This is a genomic window from Burkholderia sp. Nafp2/4-1b (genome assembly GCF_003635165.1).
Taxonomy (GTDB): Bacteria; Pseudomonadota; Gammaproteobacteria; order Burkholderiales; family Burkholderiaceae; genus Burkholderia.
Window position 1 is genome coordinate 1 of the sequence record NZ_ML058625.1, and the last position, 11,334, is coordinate 11,334.

At 58.1% G+C, this 11,334-nt stretch carries 10 protein-coding genes and 1 pseudogene; 2 read left to right on the forward strand and 9 right to left on the reverse strand.

Annotation, left to right across the window (positions count from 1 at the left end; all coding sequences use genetic code 11):
* The 5 genes from C7H84_RS31205 to C7H84_RS31225 form a co-directional block, all read right to left on the reverse strand.
* A partial coding sequence (locus C7H84_RS31205; RefSeq protein WP_162999423.1) for a transposase occupies window positions 1-751 on the reverse strand: 751 nt, incomplete at its 3' end.
* A gap of 1,375 nt (window positions 752-2,126) precedes the next feature.
* Window positions 2,127-3,485: a sigma-54 dependent transcriptional regulator gene (locus tag C7H84_RS31210; protein ID WP_121862417.1), complete on the reverse strand. Its 1,359-nt coding sequence runs from the start codon at window positions 3,483-3,485 to the stop codon at window positions 2,127-2,129.
* A 408-nt stretch (window positions 3,486-3,893) separates the two neighbouring features.
* On the reverse strand, window positions 3,894-5,879 hold the full coding sequence (locus tag C7H84_RS31215) for a lipoxygenase family protein (RefSeq protein ID WP_121862418.1): 1,986 nt from the start codon (window positions 5,877-5,879) through the stop codon (window positions 3,894-3,896).
* A 119-nt stretch (window positions 5,880-5,998) separates the two neighbouring features.
* Window positions 5,999-6,379, reverse strand: coding sequence for a winged helix-turn-helix domain-containing protein (locus C7H84_RS31220; protein WP_121862419.1), 381 nt, complete (start codon window positions 6,377-6,379; stop codon window positions 5,999-6,001).
* A 120-nt stretch (window positions 6,380-6,499) separates the two neighbouring features.
* The gene (locus C7H84_RS31225) at window positions 6,500-6,799 is read right to left on the reverse strand and encodes a hypothetical protein (protein ID WP_121862420.1); all 300 of its coding nucleotides are present in this window, start codon (window positions 6,797-6,799) and stop codon (window positions 6,500-6,502) included.
* A 1,312-nt stretch (window positions 6,800-8,111) separates the two neighbouring features.
* Here C7H84_RS31225 and C7H84_RS31230 point away from each other — a divergent pair.
* Window positions 8,112-8,429, forward strand: a complete 318-nt coding sequence (locus C7H84_RS31230; RefSeq protein WP_121862421.1) for a winged helix-turn-helix domain-containing protein — start codon at window positions 8,112-8,114, stop codon at window positions 8,427-8,429.
* 53 nt (window positions 8,430-8,482) lie between these two features.
* Here the strand turns inward: C7H84_RS31230 and C7H84_RS31235 are convergent, their stop codons facing one another.
* From C7H84_RS31235 to C7H84_RS31250, 4 genes and pseudogenes are all read right to left on the reverse strand, one after another.
* Window positions 8,483-9,106 carry a hypothetical protein gene (locus C7H84_RS31235; protein ID WP_121862422.1) on the reverse strand — a complete coding sequence of 208 codons (624 nt, stop codon included), beginning with the start codon at window positions 9,104-9,106 and terminating at the stop codon, window positions 8,483-8,485.
* A 4-nt stretch (window positions 9,107-9,110) separates the two neighbouring features.
* The gene (locus C7H84_RS37615; protein ID WP_276208425.1) at window positions 9,111-9,230 is read right to left on the reverse strand and encodes a putative peptidoglycan-binding domain-containing protein; all 120 of its coding nucleotides are present in this window, start codon (window positions 9,228-9,230) and stop codon (window positions 9,111-9,113) included.
* A gap of 101 nt (window positions 9,231-9,331) precedes the next feature.
* Window positions 9,332-10,219: a phage terminase large subunit family protein gene (locus C7H84_RS31245; RefSeq protein WP_240462147.1), complete on the reverse strand. Its 888-nt coding sequence runs from the start codon at window positions 10,217-10,219 to the stop codon at window positions 9,332-9,334.
* Window positions 10,182-10,673, reverse strand: a pseudogene (locus tag C7H84_RS31250) (MarR family transcriptional regulator); the annotation flags it as partial. The gene C7H84_RS31245 and the pseudogene C7H84_RS31250, both read right to left, overlap by 38 nt.
* Window positions 10,674-10,676: 3 nt before the next feature.
* Here C7H84_RS31250 and C7H84_RS31255 point away from each other — a divergent pair.
* Window positions 10,677-11,334, forward strand: a 658-nt coding sequence (locus tag C7H84_RS31255; RefSeq protein ID WP_240462146.1) for an RNA-guided endonuclease TnpB family protein, incomplete at its 3' end; no start/stop codon positions are given.

The window sequence follows — 11,334 nt, forward strand, 5'->3', positions numbered from 1 at the left end:
CAAGCTGTGCCAGCAATGCCATACCGGGGTGCGCGCCGCTGTGCACCTGCTGCTCCTGCTGCACTTCGAGCAGGCGGATCTGCTGGCGCACGAGCATGAGCCGCTCACATTCGCGATCAATCTCGGCACGCAGACCGGGCGCGAGCAGCTCACGCTGCCGGGTCCACCAGTGCGTCCAGACGCGGCCGCCAACATACCTGACCCGAAGGTTGTGCAACACGAGCAGCGAGCGGATCCGGTTGGTATGCGCGGTGCGTTCCTGCCGCAGGCGTTCGAGCTCGCGGTGCAGGCGCCGGTCGTCTTCCTGCTCGGGCGAGGGGATGCGCGCCACCGCCCACACCCGCCGTTCGCCAGTGTGATAGCGGATGAGCATCGACAGCAGCTTGTCGCTGTCGAGCCGGTCCGTCTTGGCGCGACGGGCACGGCGGTTCACCTCGATACTGGCCGAATCCACCACGAGATTGACGATGCCCTGTCCTGTCAGCCAGCGGTGCAGCCAGAAGCCGTCGCGGCCGGCTTCATAGCAGCTGTAGACCGGTGCGTCGGCGCCGAGATGGCAGCGCGCCCTCGCGTTCGCGACGGCGGCGAGAACCGCCGCGGTGTCCCCCGCGGCGATCGTACAGCGGCTGGGCGTGCGCCGGGCATCAGCCAGTGCGAGCTTCCAGCTCTTCTCGCCCAGTTCGAAAGCCATGTACAGGCGGCCAACCGCCGTCGTATTCTGCCCACGGAGGGCTGTGTCAGGCGTATCCATTTGCGTGCTCCTTCGGAGAAAACGAGTGTGCAACTCCCGTTTTACTCCGGTCGGGCTTACTGCCACTGCCCTCCCACATAGCATCTAGTGAGCACGAAGTTCCCCGCATTTACGCCGCAGCCAACTTCACGCAGTGACCAGATCTATTACAGCAACCCTCACTACACGGCAATGCTCGTTCGTGAACGATATGCCACCGAGGATCCGAATCCATCATAGTCGCCCCCCAGAGAATTACTTCATTTTCCCATTCAATCTCAACAATCTTTTCGCGATCCTTCATTTCTGACAATTCGCAAACGCAGCAACAGCGCCTGCGAAAAGGTATGTGCTCATCGCCATACCCGGGCGAGCATCATTCGTCGCTCGTGGCGCAGGGGTAACATCTCGTTCACCGTTGTCCGTAGAGGCGCCGCGGTTCCTGTCTGGGATAGATAAGACTCACCAATGAACCGTTGTCATTTCGAATACGGTTGAATGAGCAAGAAGGTATGGATCATCACTGGACGATCTCCGACCGTCGCTTTCGGGTTCACAACGCCGTTTGTACCCGCGACGGCCGCGACCAAAAATAGGCGATATTTGCATGCCGTGAGCCAAATCTTGGCGCCTACTTTGCGACCCGTCCCAAGGGCCCTGTGCCACGTTTTATGAGAATCTCGATTCAATGGTTGTTGGTAAATGTTCGAAACGTCGTCGTGGCTCCGTTGCTCGCCTCGGCCGCGTTGTGCTTGACTGGATGTGGCAGTACAACCGGGCCAAACGGGAGGCCACTGCACGACATCGATGCAGCAACCCGAACCCGGATGTGGAATAAAGCCACGAAAGCCTGCCCCAACGGTTACGACATTATCCGGAAGCCGCATAAGGTTGCTCCGTGGGAATGGACTATGTCGATTGAATGCCGGTAGCGCAGCTCAGCGGTCGTCGATACGCTACTCGTCACAGCTCGCTGCCATTCGATCGTGCCGCGAGCGAGCGCACCTCCTTCAGTCGCCCCGTCACCGTAATGTCCGGCGACACCGCAAACTGCGTAATTCGGTCGGCCTGCCGGTCCGCCCGCGACGACGATCCAAAGAAATATTCCTTCGAGGAGGCGACGGAAACGACGCTTTTTATATAAAAATCAATAAGTTATTCCCATTTTTAGCTCACCTCGCACACCATCAAACCACACCAACATGCCCCAATGAAATCAAGTAGTTGGCGAGGGGTTTTTGAATGCCCGAGCGACGATGAGAAGACTGGTGCGCGGCTCTGTTCGTCAGTTATCCGGTTGCTCAGCCGTCGTGCGTCGAAACAGCGAAACACGCCGATCACGCGTTTTGGATGCTCGATGTTCGCCATCGCTCGAGCAGCGATTGGTGGTCAAGTCTTATAGATCGTACTTGTTCAACAAGCGGCACAGCGTCGCTCGTGAAACCCCCAAGTCGTCAGCTACCTGCGCATGGCGGCGGCGATGCCTCAATAGTGCGGCCTCAATAACGTGCTTCTCAGCATGCTCGCGCGCTTCTGCAAGCGTCGGTGCTTGCACGGCGATGTATTGTTCAAGATCAAGATCCGCTGCAGAGATCAGGCGACTATCAGTCATTACGATCGCACGTCGGATCCGATTAATCAACTCTCGCACATTTCCAGGCCAGGAATAGTTGTGCATCGCCTCAATTGCGCTTCGTGCGAACCCGCGAATCTGATGCGCCGCGTCTGGACGGAATTTCTGCAGCATGTGCCGTGCAAGCAATTCGATATCCTTGCCCCGTTCCCGCAAGGGCGGTTCGTTGATGCGCAACACGCAAATGCGATGGAACAGGTCGGCACGGAACCGCCCGTCATGCACTGCGGCCTCCACATCAACGTGCGTTGCAGCAATAATCCGCACATCGACCGAGATCGACTCGTGGCTGCCGAGGCGTTCAATCTTGCCCTCCTGCAGGAATCGCAGCATGCTCGTCTGACTTTCTAGCGGCATATCACCGATTTCATCGAGGAATAGCGTACCGCCGCGCGCGGCTTCAATTCGTCCGATCCTGCGCTGGTTCGCACCGGTGAAGGCACCTCTTTCATATCCGAACAGCTCAGATTGCAGCAAATGATGCGGAATCGCACCGCAGTTGACCGCGATAAACGGGGAATTACGCCGCGGGGAATTTTCGTGAATCGCGAGCGCAGTCAATTCCTTGCCTGTGCCCGATTCGCCGGCAATGAACACCGTCGCTTCAGTATTCGCCGCTTTTCGGACTGTGCGAAATAACCGTTTCATCACATCGCTTGATCCGATCATCTCACTCAATCCCTTCGTCCCAATGTCCGGCGTACGATCGACGTCGCCCAGCGTTACCATCTGGTATGCGCGCTCGGCAAGATAATCAATCTCCGGATGCACCGGCTTCCCTTTTACGTAGTCGAAGCAATGCTGTCGGATAAACCTACGGACGGCGGGATCGGCCAAATACTGAGGACTAGCGATGGCAATCCACCCCACCTTCCCCGAATTCAGGATTGGTTCCAGCTGCGCCAGTTCGTCCACCTGGAAGCAGTCGAGGTCAACAATACCTACATGTACAATGCCAGGCTTCACGAATCGTCGAGCTGCACTCACAGACCGTGCACATATCACGTCCCAATGCCGTCCAGTCAAATACCTGACAAGCGCCATGTCAAGGCCACGTGACAGACATACAAGGGGCCGCTTCGTGCGTAGGTGGACCGGCGCAGACCCGCCCGAATGCGCCATTTCCAATTCAAGGTCAAAGCGTTCGGGTACTGGTGAATTACCTCGGACAAAATTGTGCACGTTGACCTCACGCTTTTCTGCGTACCAAAAACCCGCTTTAACCCAGTAACTTTAGCGCATGTTTTTTAATTATCCTACAAATTGTCTCGTTTTTTTGAATCTCAATATTATTCGAATTCCATTTCATTTCCGACAATCCGCATACACCGGAAGCAATTCTGTTCAGCCAGCAGGCCGAGTGCTGGGCAATCGCATATAGCCGCGGGATACGAGAAGGACGTTGTGGATCCTCGAGCTGCGCGTCACCGCGCCATCTAGCATCGTCCACCGCACCGCCTGCGATTAAAAAATCCCGCCTTCCGCGAGGTTTCTCCAAGCGCATTTCCAACGTCTACGGCCTTCCTTGATCTAGATATTAATGCTGGTCGGAATCCGGCTCGGCAGCAGGAATGTGTAGGGGTAGCGCCGTTGCAGATTGCGCGCGTTGATGGTGCTCTCAATTTGCGTAAGGGCGGCGCGGAAGGTAGGCAACGGCCCGCCGGGACCCGTCACGCGTACATCGGTGATAGCCTGCGCGAACGGAAAGTCCTTGTTAACGTACCCGCCCAGCGGCCGATGGAAAACCCCGCTCAATGAATACGCGATATTGACTTGCGCCATGGCAACCAACGGTGACGGCAGCATCTTCAGCCAGTCGCTCTGTGTATAGCTGACACCGGCAGACGGCAGCGGAGTGGCACCGAAACCAGGCGTTGCCGGCACGTAGGACCAGAGAGGCCACTGCGAGAAATTCACGGCCGCATGCTGCGCCGAGGTCGTGAAGAGAATCATCGTCACAGCGCTCACCAATTGTTCAATCGTGGCGATACTCGGAAAATTCTTGACCAGCCCGCTGACCGCTACGTCACTCACCCAATTGGCGAGCTCCGTATCCCCCTGTACGTCCGCGTCCGACTGGTAGTACACCCCTACGTAGCTGCGTACCCAGTTGGTAATCGCATTCCAGATCAACAGCGCGTCATCCCGATATGGGTACACGGGCAGGTCTGCCGTGCTCGCAACGCCACGATTGGCAAGATCGGTCGGTAGCATGTGCGCGGTGAAATCAAACGCGAGACGATCGTCGTGAACGGTCTGCTCGGACGTCTGGCGCGACGCGGCAAAAATAGTGTCCATGATGCCGAAAGGCGCCAGCAAGGCCGGCATTCCGACCGCGTTGATATACATCGTGCCTTCGAAGTGGGGCAACATCAGCGCGAGCAGCGGATGGGAGGGTGCCAGTTGCCGGTGCGCGGCCACTGCCACCGCTTCAATCACCAAGTGCGTGCGCGACAAATGCGAGCATGTCTCATGGTGATTCAGATCCGCCATCTGCACCAACGTCTTGGCCATCTGCCAGCCCCAATAGTTTGGTGATGCGGGGTCCGTGACGCGAAGGAAAACGCTGCTGGCGATAGGATCCTGCCCGGTTTGAATAGCAACCGGTACCATCGCGTCGCGCGCCGGCGTAAGCGCCAGCAATGCGATTGGTGCGGTGATGTATCGGCCCGGGCGCGGGTTTGCCTGCCCTCTCATCTCTGCATAGTCAAGCAGATATAGCCGCCTAGAAGCCGCCGCCGCCGCGAGACTGTCACCCGTACCCATCACGCTCTGATATTGGCTATCGTTCAACGCAAACTTGCCTGGCAGTGCCGTGACCTGTCGGATCACCAGCGGATTGGCGCCAGCCACGCGCATGTTCCCGAAAAAGTCGTCATCGCGTAGCCTATTGGCAATGTCGGGCAACGGGAGGGTGCTGAACTCCGCGTTGTACGCCGACAGATCTCCGCCTTGGTTACCCTGCTGCGCCTGGATGATCGTATTGAACGCCGACAGCGCATGTGTCTCGATCTGACCAAGCTGCGTCAGGATGTTGAGCAACGAAGTCTGCAGCGACGCCGCGTCGATCACTGACAGCGGATTATTCTGCAATTGCTGGAAGGTCTGGCTGTACTGGGCGAGTTGCGACTGGATCGTGGCCAATTGCTGCAAGTCTGAGGCGAACTGACCGGCAAGCGACGGCGCAACACCCGGCGCCGCCGTCAGCCCATTCACCAGCAGAGTCGCGTTCATCTGCGCAAACTTCAGCAGCCAGTCGATAGCCGGCTGTTCGCCCGCGGGCACCGGAGCGCCAGCGGCCATGGGAACACCTGTCGAGAACGGAAAGTTCTGCGTCCACATGTAGTTTGTTTTCGCTGCGGTCAGCGCGATAGCGCGCGCCAGTTGGCCAAGCATCGTATCGTACTGTGGCAAGACCGGATTGGACGGCGACAGCAGCCCGGCATGCGCGCCACGTGACAGAACGGCCGCACCAATGGCGAAGCCCGATCCTTTGAGTAAGTCTCTGCGCTTCATATAGACTCCTGACTATTGTTGATGCAACGGTTACACGCCAGTAGCGTGCCGCTCAACTTAGGCCGTTCAACGTGTCCATTCAGGACTACCCTTCAAAAAGATCTGATCAATTTAATTACTCAGCCAGCGTGTGTTGTGACGCGCTGTGTAGACTCTGTATCACCGAGTTCCGCGTTGCTCATCACCATATCGTCCAGCATTAGCCGATAGCCCACCGCATAAACGGTGACAATCCTTATGTTCTTGTTTCCGTCTAGCCGCAGTTTCGAGCGAATTTGTGAAATGTGCACTTCTAAGGTCCGTGATGACGGATCGAGCTCGCCTCCCCATACAGCCTTCTGAATCGCCCAGCGCGAAACGATCTTGTTCTTGTTGCGCAGTAAGAATTCAAGGACGTCGAACTCACACGGCGTCATGCCGACGGCTTTGTCATCAATCTCTACAGCGCGAAATACGCGGTCGATCTTGATGTTGTCGATGTACAGGTATCTGCGTTTCATGTCGCCCCTCGAGCGCCCGCTCAAGAACCGTTCCGCTAACCGTCCGTCGCGCGCGGTCCGTCCACGAAAAAGCCCGCGTGAAGGCGGGCAATGCACCTCTTGCGATGCAATGATGTGATCTCACGATGAGCGACCAGGCAAGGACCGACGCAATGCTGTAGCCCGCTCGATGGCGCGCTGGCGTTCAGCGTCCGGGCCTTCCAGCTGTCCAACATAGGCCGCCGGCAACGCATCGCGCGTGAACTGATATTCAAGCGACGTGAGCACGTTGCGTGTGAACACCGGATCACTACAAGCGCCAGGCACCTTACAGCCATTCTTGATCAATTCGAGCGCTGCGATGTCCCCGTGGGCCGCCATTGCATACAGGTGATCAGCCAGCATCATGCCGTCAGGCAGCGCGATCGTATTCCGTTGCATGGGATGCCGGCTAGCTAGCGAGCTCGAGAACGAGGCTAGGCTAGCACGGCAGCCGCAGCTATTCGCAGCATGGTTGAGCACATAGTCGGGGCTCGCAATTGTTCGGCGCCACAGCGTGACGCTTCGCCAGCCATGTGGTGCTGCGCGCACGCCATGCCGCCAAGCAGGAGCCTCGAATTGACTTTCCGGATCATTTAGTTAGGCTCTACACACAACAGTTTAAAATCAGTGTCGACAGGTTTTCCTGCAGCGTCTTTTGCCGTTACGGTAACGCTCCCGTTTGCTTCCGTGTCATCCATAGAAGATAGAGAACCGATAGGACTCGGCGTGCAAGACGGAACTTTACTACCAAAGACGTTAATATTTGGACCACCTACGAAAGAGACGACCCATTGACCCGTTTGTGGGTGTTGGACCGGACTGACAACCCACTGACCGTAACGCTGCACCGCTGTCCCATCAGCTTTGATGTGAACATCGTAGGCACTCCCCGCTGTCGGGGCGGATTGTGTTAGTCCATCGTTCGGGCATGGTGATGACGCGAGAGACGGAAATCCCAATGTGTTACATGTGTATGTCTCGGCTGTATCAGCGTATGCTGCCGAGATCGCCATGGAGCACACCAACAAAGCCATCAGACATTTGCTCATGATTTTCTCCTATTATGTTTTCTGATCCTCATAAAATTCATCAAATCCAACACCACGTCTAGCACCACCTCTCGAAATCTCACCAAATCAAACCACACCATTCGGCCGAGCCACCGAAAAATGGCGTGCATATACATAACAAGCTCGAACTCACTGCGCAACAAACAGAACATTTCCCGCTATATTCCATCGGAATTACGCATAGACCTGCAAACACGACGAGGTTTGCAATGAATTCGAAATTATCATAGCCCGCTTCCGGAGCATTGCTGAGTCGTCTTGCTCAATCTCAACAATCTTTATGCAATCCTTCATTTCTGACAATTCGCAGACGCAGCAACATCTCGTCCGAAAATTCCTCATCTCCGCGGTACAATGTTGAGCAACGCACGCGAGTAAACTAAGATCTCGCTTTGGCGTTTCCCACAAAAATCTCTCAAGCGCCGCTGCTTCGCCAGTTGAAATTTTCGATTCAGCCAGCAGCTTCTTCCCCGTTTGACGACTGCTCGTTTCCTGCGTATGTTGGCCATGTTGGTAGGTACCAATTGGCGTCCGTTGTCTCGGTAAGCAACGTCCTTCACCGCCCCGCCATTTCTCGCGCACCAACGCCAGAATGGGTTTCACGTGCACGCCTTCATATTTCGTGTCGAGGGAAAGTCACAATGCACATCGTTTCGTTCGATCGTGATTCATCTGCCACAACTCGTTCACCCCACCCCGCACCTTCAGAGAGCTGGCTGCCGGATTTTGCTCGTATCAGAGGATGCGTCGCAAACGCGATCGCCGATCAGATCGGGGAAGCCATTCGAGCCGGGGTGCTTCGCCCCGGGGACCGTTTGCCGACCCAGCAGGCAATTGCCGACGCGTTAGGTTTTCACCACAACACCGTGTACATCGCCTTCCGGAAGGCAGCCGGGCGTGGCCTAATTCGCAGTTTTCGTCGCCGGGGGACGTTCGTACTGGACAATCAACCGCACTGACACAGTCATAGAAGCGCTTTGGTGCTGTGGCGCCGATGCTGACCACTGCTCCCTCACGACTGCCCCTCGGTCATGCGCGTAGCCGTCGATTGTCCGGTGACTGTAATATCCGGCGACACCGCAAACTGCGTGATTCGGTCCGCCTGCCGATCTGCCCGCGACGACGACCCAAAGAAGTATTCCTTCGAGCCGATTACCATCGTGATCAGCACGCCGAGCAACGTGTCGAGCGTCGTTTTCACCATATCCGGCATCCGGATACCGCCGATCGCCAGGTAGAATTCCAGCCCGATCACCGCAAACAGCGCGAGCGTGTATAGGTACGCCAGGTTGCGCGCGGTGTGGTCGTGTTCGGCGATGGATAACTGCCGCGCGCTTGCCCGGTCCCCGGCTGCCACCTGATCGGCCTGCACCTGGATGCCGGCCATGTTCTGCGCGTGCGTAAAGCCGGCCTGGCGCATCTTCAGCGCAAAGTCGTCGTCGGCCTGCTTCAGCGCGAGCCACTGCTCGGGCGTCAGCGCCTCGCCGCTCAGCGCGGTTTTCACGGCCTCGACCGAGCGGTCATTGAGCCCGAGCTTCTCCGCAATCGTCGTAGCCGCCATCACCGCAATACCCGGTACGCCGCCCGTGAGTGCCGTCAGCAGCCATGGCGCGACCGTCTTCAACATCTCCAGCATGTTTTTATCCTCCCAAGGCCCGGTTCAGTTGCCAGCCGTATTCGAAGGTCTCGTTGGCCGGCCGCCGCTCGGCCAGCTCGAGGTAGTACACCGACTGCTGCGCTGCGATCATCCCGAGCAGCACGCGGTGAAGGTCACGGGCGCGACCGTGATTTGCGAAGCATCTTTCACCATGAGTAGTCCTACAAAAATCTCCGCGACTGCGGAGCCCTGGTCCGACATGGGTTAGCGACGCCCTGCGCGACAACATTGCCAGCGCAGCGCCTTGCGCCCGAGCGCCTTGATGTAAAGCAGCGCATCGGCGATCTCGGCCTCCAGCAGGTCCCGACTGGCCGAACGCACGAAGGTGCTCGCCCACGCTGCAGTCTGCGTGTATCCCATCCCGCCCTGGAACGCCGCCTCGCAACACGCGATGAGCGTGTCGCGTGCGGGCTGCGCGGGATCCGGCATCCGGGCCGCTCGTGCGTTGGTGATGCGCTCGTGCTCCTCGCCGCAGTCCGGGCACGGCACCAGGTAAATTCGCTGGTCCGATGCCTGGAACGCCTGCTGGATCCGCGAGAACTCGTCGACCGTGGGCGTGCCGCCAAAAATCACCTTGCGGCGGCTGTCCGAGTAGCTCTTGTTGCGCTCCTCGAGCAGCGTGATCGAATCGCCCTGGTCGCGAACATTGGTGTTCGCGTCGTCCGGTTCTTCCACCGCCACCAACGGCGCCGGCGTCGACTTCACGTCATCCGGCGCGTTCGACGTGATGAACTTCAGAAAACCGCGCTGGAAGGTCTTGTGGTCCCACAGGTTGCGTTTATCGCGACCGGCGTGCACCGGCACCTTCGCAGCCAAGCGCGGTGTCACCTGGATCATCGGCTCGAACTTCTCCAGGTTGAACTTCTTGGCCGACTTCTCTTTGGCGAACATCACGATCATCCGGCACGGGTCCACGTCGATGCGCCGGCCGATGTAGTTCAGCAGCACCCCGTCGGTCCACGTGACCTGCGCGAACTTCATGCACACGACCTTCTGCACCCGCGGATCGTCCAGCGCCGCGTGCATGCCCACCACCCACGGCGTGATGTTCGGGTTATAGCGCCCCGGGCTCGCCGAAGCCTTCGCACTCATTCTGCGGTAACGCCTGGCCCACTCCGTCGTGCCGATCCGCTCGGGCGGACGCAGCTGTTGCGCAATCTGGCGAATCACCGCCTGCACCGTCTGCGTCGTATCGAGATAGCTGCTCAAGGCATCCATAGATATGTTCGTTCAACCACTGAACGTCGACCTCGACGCCGTACAGAGTGCGCAGCTCCTGCACCAGCTTATCGGGCAGGGCCAATAATTCCGTCTGAAACGCGCCGACCATCTGGCCGTACGCCTGTTCGAGTTGCGCCGCGTTCACGAGCTGGCCTTTTTTCTCGGCCAGCGTCAGCAGCTTGATCTCGCGATCGACCACTTCCGTCTTCGCGCGCTCGGCGGTCAGGTCCAGGCCATCGGCGCTCGTGTGGCTTGCCGCCACTTCGCGCAAGTGCCGGATATAGGCCACCCGCACCTCGTCCATCGACGCGGACCGGTAGTCGAGCGCTTGCGCTACCCCGACCCGAAGCAGATCAAGCTGGATCAGGGTAACCGCCGAATCTTTCTGCCCAAACTCGGCTGGCTGCGCTACCGCAATAGCCGGCACGTCTTGGGTGAGTTGCGCAATGCCACGGTATCCCAGAGTGCCGGGAAGTGGTTCGTCTCGATCCAGACACAACGCGAAGTAGATCGGCCGGTGCCGCAAGCCACCAGTGCGGTTGGCATCGATGTCGGCATAGCTCGCTTCGCAACGATGAGCGACGGCACGTTCCTCGCGCCGCTCAACAGTTTGAAGCGGCACGAAGCTCGGTTGTGCCGTGCGCAACGGGCGATGAGCCGCAAGGTGAAATTCAGCAGCAACTGGAAGAAGGCGAAAGCTCGCATCCAGCGCATCCATTCCCGCATCGGTAACGCCCGCCGCGATTACCTGCATAAAGCCACGACCACGATCAGCAACAACCACGCGATGGTGTGTATCGAGGATTTGCAGGTGCGGAACATGTCCAAATCGGCAGCGGGCAACACCGAGGATCCTGGCAAGAATGTACGGGCCAAGTCAGGCCTGAACAAGTCCATCCTCGATCAGGGCTGGTTCGAGTTCCGTCGCCAACTGGACTACAAGCTGGCATGGAACGGCGGTTGGCTTAGAGCGGCTAACACAAGTC